Source organism: Nocardia brasiliensis, from assembly GCF_042691675.1.
In the GTDB taxonomy this organism is placed as follows: domain Bacteria; phylum Actinomycetota; class Actinomycetes; order Mycobacteriales; family Mycobacteriaceae; genus Nocardia; species Nocardia brasiliensis_D.
This window is the reverse complement of sequence record NZ_CP170507.1, coordinates 1999559-2015986: the sequence shown is the minus strand read 5'-3', so window position 1 is coordinate 2015986 and position 16428 is coordinate 1999559. Positions and strand designations below refer to the sequence as shown.

The following is a 16428-nucleotide window of genomic DNA, read 5'->3' as shown; positions in this document are numbered from 1 at the left end:
AGCTCGTCAACGTGGTACCTCCGATTGCGCGCCCACCCCGCTCACCATGCTTCGCACTTGCCGCGCTGCAACCGACAGCGTGGCGAGATCGTGGGTTCCGGACTCGAACAATTCCGACAGCGCGGCTCGGGCGCGACCGAGCCGGGACTGGTTCTTCGACTCCCAGTATGCAATCTTCTCGTCCGCGCTCTCTTCCGGGTCACCGGCGGAGAGCACATCGAGGGTCAGCGAGCGCAGCGAGGAATACATGTCGTCGCGCAGCGCGAGCCGGGCCAGCGAGTGCCAGCGGTCGCCGCGCTCGAGGTGGCTCACCGCCTGGAGCAGCCAGTCGATCTTGAGGTGTTCGTTCAACGCGTAGTAGAGCGCGCCGACCTCGTCGCCGTCCCGATCGGTGATGTCGGCGATGTCCACGATGTCCAGCAGCGGGAACAGGTTGAGCAGCCCGAACACCTCGGTGGCCAGTTCGGTCGGCGCACCGCGGGCAATGAGCTCGGCCGACTGATCGGTGAGCGTGGCGACGTGATGTCCGCGCAGCCAGCCCGGCACCTTCGGCGCCAACTCCTGCACGTCGCGGCAGTACCGGTTGATCTCCGCGCCGACCGCGATCGGCTGCGGGCGATTGCTGAGGAACCAGCGCGACGCCCGGTCCAGTGTCCGTTTGGTTTCCAGTTCCAGCAGGTCACGCACCGAGGTGGCGGCGTCGGCCGCGCGGATGCGGGCCCACATTTCCGGCAGTCCGAAGATCTCGGTGGCCGCGGCGAACGCGCGCACCGCGTCGGTGGCGGTGGCGCCGGTCTCCTCGCTCAGCCGGTGCGCGTAGGTGATGCCGCCGTAGTCGACCATCTCGTTCACGATCATCGTGGTGAGGATTTCCCGGCGCAGCCGGTGCTTCTTGATGGCGACACCGAACCGGTCACGCAGCGGGGTCGGGAAGTACTCCGGCAGCCTGGTGACGAAGAACGGGCTGTCCGGCAGATCGGTGTCGAGCAGATCGGCCTTGAGCGAAAGCTTCACGTGCGCCATGAGATTGGCCAGTTCCGGTGAAGTCAGGCCCACGCCGTCTTCCAGCATTCGCTTGAGCTGCGGCTCCGACGGCAATGCCTCCAGTTCCCGATCCAGGCCGCGGCGCTGTTCGAGATCCTCGATGAGCCGCATGTGCACGTTGAGCATCTCCGCTGCGTCGGTGCGCGACATGCCCATCAGGAAGTTCTGCGCGACATTGTCTTCCAGCACCATCCGCGCGACCTCATCGGTCATCGAGGCGAGCAGCGGGTTGCGTTCGGCCTCGGCGAGTTCGCCGCTGGAGACGACGGTGTCGAGCAGCACCTTGATGTTGACCTCGTGGTCGGAGCAGTCGACGCCCGCGGAATTATCGAGCGCGTCGGTGTTCATCTTGCCGCCGTTGCGGCAGAACTCGATCCGGCCGAGCGCCGTCGCGCCCAGGTTGCCGCCTTCGCCGATCACCTTGACGCGCAACTGGTTTCCGTTGACCCGAACCGGGTCGTTGGACTTGTCGCCCACCTCGGCATTGGATTCGGTGCTCGCCTTGATGTAGGTGCCGATGCCGCCGTTCCACAGCAGCTGCGCGGGCGCGAGCAGGATGGCGCGGACCAGTTCGGGCGGGGACAGCGATTCGACATCGTCGGCCAGCCCCAACGCCTTTCGAGCCTGCGGACTGATCGGCACCGACTTGACCGTGCGGTCCCAGACCCCGCCGCCCTTGCTGATCAGCGTGGCGTCGTAGTCGGCCCACGAGGAACGGGGCAGCTGGAACATCCGCTGCCGCTCCGCGTAGGACGCGGCGGTATCGGGGTTCGGATCCAGGAAGATGTGGCGGTGGTCGAACGCCGCGATCAGCCGGATGTGCTCGGACAGCAGCATGCCGTTGCCGAAGACGTCACCGCTCATGTCACCGATGCCGACGACGGTGAAATCCTGGGTCTGGGTGTCGATGTCCATTTCCTGGAAGTGGCGTTTTACGCTTTCCCAGGCACCCTTGGCGGTAATGCCCATCGCCTTGTGGTCGTAGCCCGCCGAGCCGCCCGAGGCAAAGGCGTCGCCGAGCCAGAAACCGTAGCGCTGAGCCACATCGTTGGCGATGTCGGAGAACGTGGCGGTGCCCTTGTCCGCGGCCACCACCAGGTAGGTGTCGTCGCCGTCGCGGCGGACCACCCGGTCGGGCGGCAGCACCTTGCCGGTCGCGCGGTCGACGTTGTCGGTGACATCGAGCAGGCCGGAGATGAAGGTGCGGTAGCAGGCGACGCCCTCGGCGCCGAGTGCCTGCCGGTCCGCGACGGGATCGCCGCTGGCCGCGGGCGGCTGCTTCACGACGAAGCCGCCCTTGGCGCCGACCGGGACGATGACCGCGTTCTTCACCGCTTGCGCCTTGACCAGGCCCAGCACCTCGGTGCGGAAGTCCTCCAGTCGGTCCGACCAGCGCAACCCGCCGCGAGCCACCGGCCCGAACCTCAGGTGCACACCCTCGACCCGCGGTGAGTACACGAAGATCTCGAATTGGGGCCTCGGCTTGGGCAATTCGTTGATCTCGCGGGGCTCGACCTTCACCGAGACGTAGTCGCGGGGCATGCCCTCGGCGTCGGTGACGTAGTAGTTGGTGCGCAGCGTCGCCCGGATCAGGTTGAGAATGGCGCGCAGGATGCGGTCCGCGTCGAGGCTGACCACCTCGTCGATCCGGCCGCGCACCTGGATCTCCAGTTCGGCGGCGTGCTCGGCCGAGACGGTGTCCGGGTCGAACCGGGCCGCGAACAGGTCGACGAACAGTCGCGCCACGTCCGGGTAGGTGAGCAGCACCCGGGAGATGTTGGCCTGGCTGTACGGAAAACCGGCCTGCTGCAGGTACTTCGCGTATGTGCGCAGGATCGACACCGCACGCCACGGCAGGCGGGCGCGCAGCACCAGTTCGTTCAGTCCGTCCGCTTCCGCGCGGCCGTACCAGGCCGCCTCGAAGGCTTCGGTGAACCGCTCCCGCAGGCCGCGAACCTCCGCCTCCAGCACGGCGGCACGCTTGGACGACTCCAGCAGCTCGGCGTCGAGATCGCGGTCGAGCGCACTGCGCAACAACTCCGCCCGAGCCAACAGGCCGAAGTCGTAGATCCAGCGTTCCCCGCCGGTGCTGGGGTCGCCGCCGGGCTGGGGTTCCAGCTCGAGCTGGTACGGCCGCTCGTCGACCACCTCGACACCGAGGCTCTGCAGGACCGGAAGCACCTGGCTCAGCGAGATGCCGGGACCGGCGACGTAGAGGGAGAACCGCCAGGAACCGGGGTCGGAATCGGCGTTGCGGTACAGGTACTGGTCGATGCCGCCGTCCCGCAGACGTTCGAGGCGGACGATGTCGGCGAGCGCGCGGTCGGCCTGGAAGTCCTCCTTGTAGGCGTCCGGGAACGCCTCGGCGTAGCGCTGCACCACCGCGGGGTCGAGCATCGTCGAGGTGCTGACCTCGTCGTTCAGGTGGTCTTCCCAGGTACGGCTGGCCTCGGCGAGCAGGCCCTGGATGCGCAGCCGGTTGGCCTCGGAGGTGTCCGCGGGCGGTGCCGCGTAGCGCGGCGCGCCGAACTCGGCCTCCGGCATGCGTACCGTGAAATACACGCTGGCCAAGTCGCTTTCGCCGACCCTGGCGGAATAGTCGATGGAAACGCCGCCCAGTTCGCGGACCAGGATCTCCTGCATCTCCAACCGCACCCGAGTGGTGTAGCGGTCGCGGGGCAGGTAGACCATGCAGGCGACGAATCGGCCGTAGCCGTCGCCACGCAGGAACAGCCGGACCTGCCGACGCAGCCCGATATTCAGCACCGCGAGGGCGGTCCGGCGCATCGTCTCGGCATCGGAGGAGAAAAGTTCGGTGCGCGGGAAGGACTGGATGACCTCGAGCATCGCCTGCCCGGAGAACGATTCCAGGTCGAAACCGCTCTCCTCGATCACCGAGCGGACCCGGCGCTCGATCACCGGGATGTCCAGCACGTTCTCGTGCACCGCGGTGACCGTGAAGACGCCGATGAACAAATGCTCACCGACGATGGTGCCCGCCTCGTCGAAGTCGGCGACACCGATGAAGTAGGGGTAGACCGAGCGGTGCACCGTCGCGGGCACCAGCCCCTGGGTGAGCATCAGCAGCGGGCGGTCGGTGGCGTTGATCGGCACCCGGAAATCGGTGCCGACGTCGGGCCGCAACACACCGAGGCAACTGCCCGGCAGCGGGTTGGAGTTCTCCTGCCCTTGCTCGGAGCTCAACTGGTAGCGGGCATAGCCCAACACCGTGAAGTTGCCGCTGGCCAACCAGCGCAACAGGTTCGCGGTATCGACCAGATCAATCTCGGGGAACGGTGCGGTGCCCGACTTCGCGGCCAGTTCCAGATCGTCGGCCAGCCTGCTCTGCACGTCCTTGATGGCCTCGGTGTCACCGATGACCTGACGCACGTCCGCGACCACATTCGGCAAGCCGGACTCGATCCGGCTCAGTAGGGCCCGGCTGGTGGCCGGGTGCAGCTGCAGGTGCATCCACGACTCGCGCAGCGCGGTCGCGCCGTTGCCGTCCACTTCGTGCGGGGCGGCATGCATCAGCCGCCCGTCCGCGTCGCGCTCGACCTCGAAGATCGGGTGGATCACCTCGCTCACGCTGACGCCGAGCCTGCTCAGCGACGAGGTGATCGATTCGACGAGCAGCGGCATGTCGTCGGTGACCACCTGCACCGCCGCGCCGAGGCCGGAGCCGTCGTCCGGGTGGTACACCCGGACCAACGCCCGGCCCGCCGGACGGTGCATGGCCAACTCCATGTGCCGCCGGAAGATCTGGGTGATGCCGGTGATCGCGCAGTCCACATCGCCCGCGTCGACGTGGCGGAAATACGCCTCCTCGAGGGTCGCGAGTTCGCCACGCAGTACCTGCGGCAAACTCGCGGCCCACGCCGCACTGGACAATTCGGACGAGACCGTCATTTTTCGCCAACTCCTCGGATTCGGTTCCGTAACAAAGCGACGCCGGTCCGAGAGTAGCTGTGCGTCGAAGACGCGGGGGTGAAATCCCTTCCAATCCTGGGGTGTTCACCACAACCGCCGTGTTCGCCACGCGATTGCCAAGCTCAGATGGATGATCTCGGCACAGCATCGTTCGGACTCACGGACGTCAGGTGTGCGCGACAGGAACTTTCTGCGGCGGCAGCGGGGCCGAAGCACCTCGAATCAGCTCGGCCACCAAGTCGGCGGTGGGGACCGCCGATTGCTCGAACTGCGCCTGCGCATTCACGGGTCCCACCCTAGCGAGATTCGGGCGGGCCGTGGGAGCCGGTCCGGCCCCGCTGTGCCGGATCCGAGACACGACAGGCCAGGGCCGGTACGCAACGCACCGGCCCCGGCCTGATGACGAATCAGTCGCGAGTCAGCTTGCGGTGCGTAACCCGGTGCGGGCGGGCCGCTTCCGGGCCGAGGCGCTCGATCTTGTTGGCCTCGTACGCCTCGAAGTTGCCCTCGAACCAGAACCACTTGGCGTCATTGTCGGAGTCGCCCTCCCATGCCAGGATGTGGGTGCAGGTGCGGTCGAGGAACCAGCGATCGTGGGAGATGACCACGGCGCAGCCGGGGAACTGTTCGAGCGCGTTCTCCAGCGAACCGAGGGTTTCCACGTCGAGGTCGTTGGTCGGCTCATCGAGCAGGATCAGGTTGCCGCCCTGTTTGAGGGTGAGCGCCAGGTTCAGCCGGTTCCGCTCACCACCGGAGAGCACACCGGCCGGCTTCTGCTGATCCGGGCCCTTGAAGCCGAACGCGCTGACGTAGGCGCGCGACGGCATCTCCTGATTGCCGACCTGAATGAAGTCGAGGCCTTCGGAGACGACCTGCCAGACATTCTTCTTCGGGTCGATGCCTGCCCGGTTCTGGTCGACGTAGCTCAGTTTGACCGTCTCACCGACCCGCACGATGCCGCTGTCCGGCTCTTCCAGCCCGACGATGGTCTTGAACAGCGTGGTCTTACCGACACCGTTCGGGCCGATGACGCCGACAATGCCGTTGCGCGGCAAGGTGAACGACAGATCCTTGATGAGCTGGCGGTCGCCGAAGCCCTTGTCCAGGTTCTGCACCTCGACGACCACGTTGCCCAGGCGGGGACCAGCCGGGATCTGGATCTCCTCGAAGTCCAACTTCCTGTGCTTGTCGGCCTCGGCCGCCATCTCCTCGTACCGGCCCAGGCGGGCCTTGTTCTTGGCCTGGCGGGCCTTGGCGCCCGAGCGCACCCAGGCGAGCTCGTCCTTGAGCCGCTTCTGCAGCTTCTGATCCTTCTTGCCCTGGACCTCGAGTCGCTGGGCCTTCTTCTCCAGGTAGGTGGAGTAGTTGCCCTCGTACGGGTAGGCGTGGCCGCGGTCGAGTTCGAGGATCCACTCGGCGACATTGTCGAGGAAGTACCGGTCGTGGGTGACGGCGAGCACGGCACCGGAGTACGCGGCCAGGTGCTGTTCGAGCCAGAGCACGCTCTCGGCGTCGAGGTGGTTGGTCGGCTCGTCGAGCAGTAGCAGGTCGGGCTTGCTCAGCAGCAGCTTGCACAGCGCGACGCGGCGGCGCTCACCACCGGAGAGGTTGGTGACCGGCTCTTCCGGCGGCGGGCAGCGCAGCGCGTCCATGGCCTGCTCCAGTTGGGAGTCGACGTCCCACGCGTCGGCGTGGTCCAGGTACTCCTGCAACTTGCCCATCTCGTCCATGAGCTCGTCGGAGTAGTCGGTGGCCATCAGCTCGGCGATCTCGTTGAAGCGATCCAGCTTCACCTTCACCTCGCCGAGGCCCTCCTCGACATTGCCGCGGACGGTCTTCTCCTCGTTCAGTGGCGGCTCCTGCAGCAGGATGCCGACCGTCGCGCCGTTCGCGAGAAAGGCGTCGCCGTTGTTCGGCTGGTCCAATCCGGCCATGATCTTCAGCACGCTGGATTTACCGGCGCCGTTCGGGCCGACGACACCGATCTTGGCGCCGGGAAGAAAGTTCAAGTTGACATCGTCGAGTACGACTTTGTCACCGTGCGCCTTGCGAACCTTCTTCATCGTGTAGATGTACTCAGCCATAAGGAGGAAGCCTATCGGTGTCGGAAACGGTGAGTTGAACCGGCGGATACCCCTTGCAACACTCGGCCAAAAGTCCGGCGCGCCGGGTCAGGCGTCGGCGTGCTCGGGCTGGGTCGTTCGGGGCGGCGCCGCAGAGGCGGCTGCGACATTCTCCCCCAGCACGTCGCCTACCGGCACGTGAGATTCAGCGCCGAAGCCGTCCGAAGTATTCCGCGCCTCCGACCACCGGGTGACCTGGGCGGTGCAGCGACCGAGGTCGGGGCCGACGGCGCTGGCCCGCATCTCCAGGTCGCGCCGTTCCACCCCGTCCCTGGTGCGGTATTCGTGCGAACGCAACTGGCCGTGGGCGATGATCGGGTCGCCGCGCCGCAATGAGGAGTCCACGCCTGCCCCCAATCTGCGCCAGCAGCTCACGGTGAGGAACAAGGTCCCGTTGTCCGTCCACTCCCCCGTCGTGTGGTCCAGTCGGCGCGAGTTGCTCGCCATCCGGAAGGTCAGCACCTGCTCGCCGTTCGGCAGCTCCCGCTTGACCGGAATGTTGACAATGGTGCCGATCACGGTCGCGTTCGCCTCGTACATGATTACGCCCCTTCGCATTCGGCCCGTGGCGGTTGCCCGGTGACTTTCTCCCCTCGAGGAGGACATCTCCAGCCTCACCGATCCGGAACGCGGTTGGGCGCCTCGATCCGAGAATGTGTACAACTTTCTCGAATGTGGATATCCGGTGCTTCTTTGCGCGGGCGAAGCGCCGTTACAGCGCCGAGAGGTCGGTATTGGCGCCGCAGAGGACGATAACCGGGCGCTCGTCGGCGGCGGGCAGGTAGACGCCGCTCTGCACCGCGGCCAAGGCGGCGGCACCGGCCAGCTCGACGACGATGCGGAATTCGCGCCACAGATACTCCCGCGCGGTCGCGATGGCGTCGTCGGTCACCAGCAGCGAACGCACCGCGTAGCGGCGCGCGATGTCCATCGCGATATCGCCGATCCTGGTGGCGCCCAAGGATTCCGCCGCGATGCTGGACACCGTCACCTCGACCGGCCTATTCGCGGTCAGCGCGGCGCGCAGGGTCGGAATGCCCTCCGGCTCGACGCCGATCACCTGCTGACGACGCCCGATCGCGGCCGCGATACCCGCGACCAGCCCGCCACCGCCGACCGCGGCCAGCACCGGCGGCCTGCCGCGCACCTGCTCCTCGATTTCCAAACCGAGCACGCCCGCCCCAGCGACGATGGCAGGTAGGTCGTAGGCGTGCAGTTGCAGAGCGTCGCGTTCTTCGGCGAGTTCGTTCGCGTAGTCGAGTGCCTCGGCGTAAGTTGTGCCATACCAAAGCACTTCGGCACCATGCGACCACATCGCGGCGACCTTGGTGTGCGGAGCCGACTCCGGAACCACCACGGTGCACGACTTTCCGAGCTGCGCGGCAGCCAAGGCGGCGGCGATGCCCGCGTTGCCGCCGGAGGCGATGACCACCTGGTCGGTACCGGTCGCGGCCGACAGCAATGCGTTGAGGCTCCCCCGCACCTTGAAAGTGCCGCCGAACTGGAGGTATTCGAGTTTCAACGTGACCGGCACCGGACCACTCGGGCCCGCGACGGACGTATGGAAGACCGGCGTCTTGCGGATCCGCCCGGCCAGCCGCCTACGCGCGGCCCGCACATCGGATCGGTCGATCCGGTCGATCGGTCTGTGCTCGGAGAAAACCATCGACCGCTCGTTCACAACCACACCTTGACCACACTCGACTCCACCATGACCGACAACTACGCGACCGACGACCCGGTGTCGAGAAAAGACCCTGTGCCGCCGGGTCGCTCACTCACTTGCGTTCCCCTCGGTCACGTTGAGCCAGTTCCGCGAACATCGCGTTATGCGCGGCGAGAGCGGCATCGTGGTCCCGGTCGGCGGCCCGATCGGTGCGCTGCGCCAGCCGTCGATCGCTGCGCGACCATTGGATGAGCAGAGCCAGCATCACCACCACCAACGGCACCTCACCGCTCGCCCAGGCCAGGCTACCGCCGGTGCGCTGGTCACCGAGCAGGTCGCCGTTCCAGCCGAGGCCGAGGCCACGGTAGAACCAGCCGCCGAGAACCGTCGTCATACTCATCAGCGCGATGCCGAAGAAGGCGTGGAAGGGCAGCGAACCGAACACCATGCCCAGCTTGGTCAACGGTTCCACACGACGCGGCTTGGGATCGATGCCGATGACGACCCAGTAGAACAGATAGCCGCTGAGCAGGAAGTGCGCGTTCATCATCAGGTGCGCCGCATGGGAATCCGCGTACGTGTCGAAGATCCCGCCGAGGTACAGCGCGTAGAACCCGCCGACGAAAATGACCGACGCCACGATCGGATGGGTCAGGAAGCGCGACACCGGATTGTGCACCGCCGCCAGAATCCACTCGCGGGGTCCCGGCGCGCCGGTGCGCCCGGCCGGCGGCAGCGCCCGCAACGCCAGCGTCACCGCGCCGCCCAGCGCGAACAGGATCGGCGCCAGCATGGACAGCGCCATGTGCGCTCCCATATGCACGCTGAACATCGCGGGCGAATACCGGCCGACGCCGGACGAGGTGGCGATCAGCAGCACCACACAACCGGACAGCCAGGCGATGGTCCGCCCGACCGGCCACGCGTCACCGCGCGCCCGAAGTCTGCGCACGCCAAGCAGATACAGCACCGCGAGCACGATCGACAGCGTCCCGAAGATCAGGTCGAAGCGCCAGTCGAACAGCAAGCGAGCGACGGTCGGCGGCCCGGCCAGGTTGTAGCCGAGTTCGACCTCGGCCGGTGTCGGTATGGAGGTCGGTGGCGGCGGCGGGGTGCGGCCGAGACCGACCGCGAGGCCGATGGTCGCCGCGAAGACCAGCACCTCGACCCCGGCGAACCGGATCAGCGCGCCGCGATCCTTCGGGTTCGCGGCGAGTGCGGGCAGCGCGGCGCGCCGCTGGGTGTAACCGATGAAGCCGAGGATCACCAGCGCACCCGCCTTGGCCAGCACCAGCTTGCCGTAGGTGGAGGTGAACAGCTCGTCCCACGGCACCCGGACCCATGAGTTGATCACCCCGCTGGCACCGATGGTGACGAAGGCGATGGTGGCGGTCAGCGAGAAACGCCGCGCGGCGAGGTCGGTGTGCGCGCCGCCACGGCGCGCGTGCGCCAGCAGCGCGAACAAGCCGCCGACCCACACCGCGGCCGAAACCAGGTGCAGGATCAAGCTGTTGGTGGCGACGTCGTGCGCACCACCCGAGGACGAGTGGCCGGTCAGCGCGAGCGGCATCATCGTCACGACGGACGCGCCGAACAGCACCGGGGTCCAGCCCCAACGCAAGGCGAGCCGGGCACCGACCGCGACGATCAAGGCGAACACCACCGTGGTGCGCCAGGCACCGGCCAGCTCGATCTGATCGATGGCGCGCCACAGGGCATCCGGGCGCAAGGTGTCACCGACCGGCTGGCCCGTGGTGTCGGACACGGTCAGCGGAATGAGCAGCGCCGCGCAACACGCCCAGATGAGGGCGAAGTTGGAGGCACGGCGGACGGCGCGATACCCGCCGACATCCAGCAGGCCATTCGATTGCGGCGGCACCAGGAAGGCGGCGAACAACAACGAACCGACCGTCAGCGCCGCCGACAGATCGGCGAGCGCACGCACCGCGGGCAAGCCGTACGTGGTCAGTGAACCGGGATCCGGAATACCGAGCAAACTCAACGCCTGAGCCGCGGACAACGCGACCACCAGCGCGGCAACCACCGCCGCGATCGCCCCGGCCAGGGCGATCACCACCGCGTATGTCGCCGCCGACCGAGTGACCTCCAGATCAGGTGAAGCAGACGGGTCCTGCGCTGACGACATACGACTGAGCGTAGTTCGATTGTTGTCGCGTGGCCGCGTCGGGTTTGGGCCGATAGGGTGGGCGGCGGATCACGGAGGTGCAATGTCGATCGTGTCGATCGTGTTGATTGCCTTGGTGGCGTTGTTCTTCGCCGCCATGGGTGTTTACGGGCTGCTGCGGCCCAGCCAACTCGTCGACCCACTGGGGCTGCTCGCCGACCGGGCGGACGCCAGAGCCGAGGTGCGGGCCGTCTACGGCGGCTTCGGCATCGCCGTCGCGGTGGTCCTCGGGTTGGCCGCCGCCGATGTCGGTGACCTGAGATTCGGGGCCTGCATCGCGGTCGCGGCCGCCCTCGGCGGCATGGCGGTCGGCCGGATCTGGTCGGCCTTCGACGAAAGCCCCTCCGCTTTCTTCCCCGTCTGGTTCTACCTGGTGCTCGAGGTGATCATGGCCGCAATGCTGATACTCGCCGTCACGCTCGACCCCTAGCCATCTGGTCGGTCGCTATAATTGGCGCGCTGGACAGCACGACCAATGTCGGCCATGGTGGAACCCACTGCCTCCGTAGCTCAGTTGGATAGAGCAAGGGCCTTCTAATCCCTAGGTCGCAGGTTCGATTCCTGCCGGGGGCGCCAGCGCAGAGCTGCGACTCGCTGAAACAGCGGGTTCGCAGCTTTGCGCTTAGAGTAGCCGCGCGATTGGCCCTCTAAACGCCGAATTCGGATAGCTTCCCGCCCTGGGCGCGGCCGCTGGGAGCGGGCGCTGTCGAGGCAGCTCGACCCGCGCCGCACAGTAATTAGTTCCGCTCCGCCGACAGTGATCTGTGCCACATTTCTCTAGTGCGCTGCGTATCGCCGATAAGCGCGCAACCACTAGCCGCTGGCCCGGCGCATCGACACCGGACAGCGTGTTGGAAAACCAAGTGCGGCTGCCGTATTGGTACCGAGTTCGGTTCCTGCAGGTAGTCCACTGGACAACCCGCAACATGCACCCTCCTCAAAAGAGGCACTTATCTGAGATAGACACTCACAAGAGGGCCGGTATCGCAATGACGGTGGCGTCCAGGGGATTACGGGATCTCCGCTGCCCGCCAGGACGAGATGAGGCACGTCAGCGCGACGTCGGCCTCATCGGCGGTTCTCGTTCTCGATCGAGCTCGAGGTATCCCCTTGGGCAGCGATCGCGGCACCCATCCAGCGACGCAGGTAGGCGCGTAGTTCGTCTTCGGTGCGCGGCGGGTTGCCGGGGGAGACGAAGAACGAGTGCATCGTTCGCAGGACGTATTCGACCAGTTCACGCAGGGCCGCTTCGTCGTAACCGTGGCGGTTCCAATCGACGTCGAAGCGGTGGATCATCGTCATGCCGAATGCCTTGGCCTGCGCGGAGGTGAGGCTGTCGGGGTCGACGTTCGAGTACGAGCTCGACAGCAGGATGCCCAGGTGCGGGGTGCGGCGCACCTCGGCGAGGGTGTAGACCACGCCCTCGGTCATCGCCTCGACCGGATCCTCGAGGCCCGCCACGTGCGCGGTCAACCGATCGAGAAAACCGTCGACCGAGGCGATCGCGGCCGCCGCCATCAGCGCCTCGGAGCTGGGAAAGTAGCGGTACACGGTCTGGCGGATGACGCCGAGAGCATCCGCGACGTCGGCGATGCTGATCGCCTTGCCGGTCCGCCCGATCAACTCGACTGCGGTAGCGACGATCCGACGATGCGCTTCCTCGTCATCCTTCGGCGGACTCCCGCCCCACCCGCGTCTGCGCGCCACTGGCCGGACGTTACCACCGCGGCGGTGGTACGCGGGCGACCCCGCGGAAAGTAATCATACACACCTACGCAGTTGTGTATGGTTACCTCCAGTGTGCTTCTCCCGCACAGCACACGAACGACCACTCTCACCAATGCGAGGTAACGCACTGTGACCAATTTGCAGCCCCGAAAGATGGACTTCGGATTCGACGACGCCGATGTCCCGTTCCTGTGGAACCCGCAGAACCCGGCGTGGTCGAGCATGTCCAACGCGGTCTCATTTCTGGCGATCGGCTTCGAGAAAATGATCGTGAAGCTGATCATGCAGCTCAAGCCGCTGATCACCGATCCGGAGGTATCGCAGGAAGCCATAGCGTTCATGCGGCAGGAAGGACACCATTCGACCGCGCATCGCCAGCACGTCAAGGCGCTCATCAAACAATATCCAGGACTTCAGAACACCCTCGACGCCGTGATCGGCCAGTTCGACCTGCTCACCGAGGCCACCTCGCGCGAATACCGGCTCGCTTACACCGCCGACCTGGAAGCCACCTTCACACCGGTGTTCAAACTGATGCTCGACAACGAGGCAACACTGTTCCGCCCGGGCGACGACCGGGTCGCCTCGCTGTTCATCTGGCATTTCGTGGAGGAGGTCGAGCATCGCAGTTCCGCGCTGATCATCTTCAATTCCGTTGTCGGAGACGAGCTTTACCGGATGCGCATGGCGCCGTCGATCTTCGCGCACGTGATGAAGGTGCTCCGGGTCGCGTGCGCCGGCTTCAACCAGCACGTCCCGCTCGCCGATCGGCAGGTCGACTCGCTGTCGATGTTCGCCACCCACCGCGCCAAGCAGAAGGTGCTGGAATTCTTCGCGCCCTATTTGACCAAGGGCCCGATGCCGCGCGCGTTCGACGGACTCTCGCGCCGCGAGCAGCTCAACGCGCTCGCCGGCGTCGTCCGCAGCCAGCTGCCCGAGCACGATCCGACGCACGAGAAGCTGCCCGAGCTGGCAGATAGGTGGTTCGAGCGCTACGACGCGGGCTACGACTGCACCCGCTGGTACACCGCGGCCCAGAGCCAGGGTGAGCCGATGGCGGCGGTGCACCGATGAGCGATCTGTGCACGCCCACCTTCGCCGATCTTGCTGTGCGACTGGGCTTTTCCTGCGACGAAGCAGGTGGCCTCGTCGAGTTCCGCAATCCGGCCGCGCTGGAGAACTGGACGCTACCGGTCCTCGAAGTGACCATCGTGCTGGGCTCGGTACTCGCCCTGATCTACGCGGTCCTGCGACTGCGCAAGCACGGTGACCCGACCAATCTGGTGCTGTGGTTCGGCGCCACCGCCTACCTGTTCGTGATCGAACCGCCACTGTATTTCCCGTCGGCCTTCGGGATCGCCGAACATGTAGACACGATGTTCGCGCACAACCTGTTCACCGTGGACTTCCTGTGGGGCAGGCTGCCGCTCTACATCATCGCGATCTATCCGCTGATGGCGACGCTGGCCTTCGAAATCGTGCGCATGCTCGACATCTTCCGGCGCCACGGCCTGCTGCTCGGCGCGGCGTGCGTCGGCTTCGTACACCATGCCTTCTACGAGATCTTCGATCAGATCGGTCCGCAGCTGCGCTGGTGGGAATGGTCGGTGGACAATCCGATCAACCAGCCGATGTTCGATTCGGTGCCGCTGCCCAGCGTCGTCGTCTTCGCCGCGTTGTGGCCGATGTCGCTGGCGCTGTGCGTGCAGTACTTTGTCGGCCGCCACGTCGATGCGGGCACGAATTTCACCGGGCCGCAGCTGGTTTCGCGTACGGTCGGGATCGGCTTGCTGGCCTCGGTCGGTACCTTCGTCCTGCCGCTGCCTGCGACCGTCTTCGGCATGGGTAGCGACACCGTCCGCGGATTCCTCTACGCGGCAGAGCTTCTCGTGCTCTCGGTGGTCGCGGCGGTGCTGATGTACCGGCAGTGGTCGGCACTGCGTTCGGGGTCCGCCGGAGTGAACGGGTACCGCAACCGGCTGGTGCAGTGGTACGCGCTCGCCTACCTGGCCGTGCTGGCCCTGCTCTGGGCCACCGCCCTACCCGACTACTTCGACGCCACGGACGGGCACACGCCCAATGGCGACCCCATCGGCAACCTCTGGTACACCATCGCCTGCTTCGTCGTCGCGATCGCAACCGTGCTCGCCACTTTCCTGGTGCCGCAAGGCAAGTCGCACGACAAAGGCACCCGGCCCGCCGCCCAACCCACCGCGACGCACACCGCCTGATCGTGTGGACCCGACGCCACACGGTTGTCGTCGACTCCGCACCGCTGGCTTGCCCGGCGCGTTGACACCGGACAACAACACCGGACACCAACGACGTGTTGGAAAACCAAGTGCGGCTGCCGCATTGGTACCCCCGGCGGGATTCGAACCCGCGCTTCCGGCGTGAGGGGCCGGTGTCCTGGGCCACTAGACGACGGGGGCCTTCGGGTTCAGGACTGGGGTGGCGGGGTGGCTTCGGCGGCTCGGCGGGCCGCGTGGTCCATGGCGGCTTCGATGGTGGTGAAGTCTTCGTCGGTCATCGCGGCGTTGACGAACCAGGATTCGAAGGGACTCGGCGGGGCGTAGACGCCGTTGGTCAGGAGGGCATGGAAGAACGGCGGGTAGCGCCAGGTTTGGGTGGCACGGGCGGCGGCGAAGTCCGGCACCGGGTCCGTGGTGAAAAAGACGCTGAACATGCTTCCCGCGGTGGGTATCCGATGCGGGACGCCGTGTCGGGTGAGGGCGGCGTCCATCAGTTGGCACAGCCTGGCCGCGTTTTCGTCCAGCGTCGTGTAGACGCCGTCGTGCGCCGCGCGGAGAGTGGCCAGGCCCGCGCTGACCGCCACCGGATTCCCGGACAGGGTGCCCGCCTGGTAGACCGACCCGACCGGCGCGAGTTCGGCCATCACCTCCGCTCGGCCGCCGAACGCCGCGGCGGGCATGCCGCCCGCCATCACCTTGCCGAAGACGAACAGGTCCGGGGCGATGCCCTCGAGACCGAACCAGCCGCCCGGCGACAGCCGGAATCCCGTCATGACCTCGTCGCTGATCAGCAGCGCGCCGTGGTCGTCGCACAGTTGGCGCAGGGTGGCGGTGAAACCCGGCGCGGGCGGGACGACGCCCATGTTGCCCGGCGCGGCTTCGGTGATCACGCAGGCGATATCGGCACCGTGTTCGGCGAAGGCCGCGCGCACCGCGGCGGGGTCGTTGTACGGGACGACGATGGTGTGCGCGGTCTGCGCCTCGGTGACCCCGGCGCTGGAGGGCGTGCCGAGGGTCGCGATGCCGGACCCCGCCTGCGCCAGCAGGGAATCGGTGTGACCGTGGTAGTGCCCGGCGAACTTGATCACCTTCGCGCGGCCGGTGGCGCCGCGGGCGAGCCGGATCGCACTCATCGCCGCCTCGGTCCCCGAATTGACCAGCCGCAGCTGCTCCACCGGGGGCACCCGGCGTTGCACTTCGTCGACCAAGTCGAGCTCGAGCGGGGTCGGCGCACCGAACGACAGACCGAAGCGCGCCGCATCGGCGACGGCGGCGAGCACGTCGGGATGAGCGTGCCCCAGGATCAACGGACCCCAGGAGGCGATCAGATCGACGTAACGGTTGCCGTCGACGTCCCAAAGGTGCGGCCCGGCACCGCGGGACATGAAGCGCGGGACACCGCCGACCGCGGTGAACGCGCGGACCGGAGAATTGACTCCGCCGGGGATCATCGTGACTGCCCGTTTGAACAGTCGCTCGGATTCGGATGACAGTTTCATG

Annotated in this window: 10 protein-coding genes and 2 tRNA genes; 4 read left to right on the top strand and 8 right to left on the bottom strand. The window is 66.7% G+C overall.

Annotated elements, in window-relative coordinates; all coding sequences use genetic code 11:
* Positions 1–6 precede the first annotated feature (6 nt).
* The 5 genes from ACFK0J_RS09360 to ACFK0J_RS09340 form a co-directional block, all read right to left on the bottom strand.
* Complete coding sequence (locus tag ACFK0J_RS09360; RefSeq protein ID WP_378738475.1) at positions 7–4953, bottom strand: NAD-glutamate dehydrogenase; 4947 nt, start codon at positions 4951–4953, stop codon at positions 7–9.
* A gap of 428 nt (positions 4954–5381) precedes the next feature.
* Positions 5382–7058 carry an energy-dependent translational throttle protein EttA gene (gene ettA, locus ACFK0J_RS09355; RefSeq protein WP_378738472.1) on the bottom strand — a complete coding sequence of 559 codons (1677 nt, stop codon included), beginning with the start codon at positions 7056–7058 and terminating at the stop codon, positions 5382–5384.
* An 87-nt stretch (positions 7059–7145) separates the two neighbouring features.
* Positions 7146–7637 (bottom strand): single-stranded DNA-binding protein, encoded by a 492-nt coding sequence (locus ACFK0J_RS09350; protein ID WP_378738470.1) that lies wholly within the window; start codon positions 7635–7637, stop codon positions 7146–7148.
* Between the two features lie 172 nt (positions 7638–7809).
* Positions 7810–8763, bottom strand: a complete 954-nt coding sequence (locus tag ACFK0J_RS09345; protein ID WP_378742715.1) for a serine/threonine dehydratase — start codon at positions 8761–8763, stop codon at positions 7810–7812.
* Between the two features lie 112 nt (positions 8764–8875).
* Positions 8876–10909, bottom strand: coding sequence for a cytochrome c oxidase assembly protein (locus tag ACFK0J_RS09340; RefSeq protein WP_378738468.1), 2034 nt, complete (start codon positions 10907–10909; stop codon positions 8876–8878).
* Between the two features lie 82 nt (positions 10910–10991).
* On the opposite strand from ACFK0J_RS09340, the gene ACFK0J_RS09335 reads away from it, so the two are divergent.
* Both ACFK0J_RS09335 and ACFK0J_RS09330 read left to right on the top strand, forming a co-directional pair.
* On the top strand, positions 10992–11378 hold the full coding sequence (locus ACFK0J_RS09335; protein WP_246634421.1) for a DUF4345 family protein: 387 nt from the start codon (positions 10992–10994) through the stop codon (positions 11376–11378).
* 69 nt (positions 11379–11447) lie between these two features.
* Positions 11448–11524, top strand: a tRNA-Arg gene (locus tag ACFK0J_RS09330).
* Between the two features lie 492 nt (positions 11525–12016).
* Here ACFK0J_RS09330 and ACFK0J_RS09325 read toward each other — a convergent pair.
* Positions 12017–12655: a TetR/AcrR family transcriptional regulator gene (locus tag ACFK0J_RS09325; protein ID WP_378738465.1), complete on the bottom strand. Its 639-nt coding sequence runs from the start codon at positions 12653–12655 to the stop codon at positions 12017–12019.
* A 150-nt stretch (positions 12656–12805) separates the two neighbouring features.
* Between ACFK0J_RS09325 and ACFK0J_RS09320 the strand changes: the two genes are divergently transcribed.
* Positions 12806–13750 carry a metal-dependent hydrolase gene (locus ACFK0J_RS09320; protein WP_378738463.1) on the top strand — a complete coding sequence of 315 codons (945 nt, stop codon included), beginning with the start codon at positions 12806–12808 and terminating at the stop codon, positions 13748–13750.
* Positions 13747–14907 (top strand): hypothetical protein, encoded by a 1161-nt coding sequence (locus tag ACFK0J_RS09315; protein ID WP_378738461.1) that lies wholly within the window; start codon positions 13747–13749, stop codon positions 14905–14907. Before ACFK0J_RS09320 ends, ACFK0J_RS09315 begins: the two co-directional genes overlap by 4 nt.
* A 125-nt stretch (positions 14908–15032) precedes the next feature.
* On the opposite strand, the gene ACFK0J_RS09310 is transcribed toward ACFK0J_RS09315, so the two are convergent.
* Together ACFK0J_RS09310 and hemL are read right to left on the bottom strand one after the other, a co-directional pair.
* A tRNA-Glu gene (locus ACFK0J_RS09310) sits at positions 15033–15108 on the bottom strand.
* Between the two features lie 8 nt (positions 15109–15116).
* Complete coding sequence (hemL, locus tag ACFK0J_RS09305; protein ID WP_378738459.1) at positions 15117–16427, bottom strand: glutamate-1-semialdehyde 2,1-aminomutase; 1311 nt, start codon at positions 16425–16427, stop codon at positions 15117–15119.
* Position 16428: the final 1 nt, after the last annotated feature.

What these genes read in the sequence shown, in the direction of transcription:
- ACFK0J_RS09315 (WP_378738461.1), top strand. Translation starts at nt 13,747, where the DNA reads ATGAGCGATCTGTGCACGCCCACCTTCGCCGATCTTGCTGTGCGACTG.
- ettA (WP_378738472.1), bottom strand. Translation starts at nt 7,058, where the DNA reads ATGGCTGAGTACATCTACACGATGAAGAAGGTTCGCAAGGCGCACGGT.
- hemL (WP_378738459.1), bottom strand. Translation starts at nt 16,427, where the DNA reads ATGAAACTGTCATCCGAATCCGAGCGACTGTTCAAACGGGCAGTCACG.
- ACFK0J_RS09340 (WP_378738468.1), bottom strand. Translation starts at nt 10,909, where the DNA reads ATGTCGTCAGCGCAGGACCCGTCTGCTTCACCTGATCTGGAGGTCACT.
- ACFK0J_RS09335 (WP_246634421.1), top strand. Translation starts at nt 10,992, where the DNA reads ATGTCGATCGTGTCGATCGTGTTGATTGCCTTGGTGGCGTTGTTCTTC.
- ACFK0J_RS09345 (WP_378742715.1), bottom strand. Translation starts at nt 8,763, where the DNA reads ATGGTTTTCTCCGAGCACAGACCGATCGACCGGATCGACCGATCCGAT.
- ACFK0J_RS09350 (WP_378738470.1), bottom strand. Translation starts at nt 7,637, where the DNA reads ATGTACGAGGCGAACGCGACCGTGATCGGCACCATTGTCAACATTCCG.
- ACFK0J_RS09360 (WP_378738475.1), bottom strand. Translation starts at nt 4,953, where the DNA reads ATGACGGTCTCGTCCGAATTGTCCAGTGCGGCGTGGGCCGCGAGTTTG.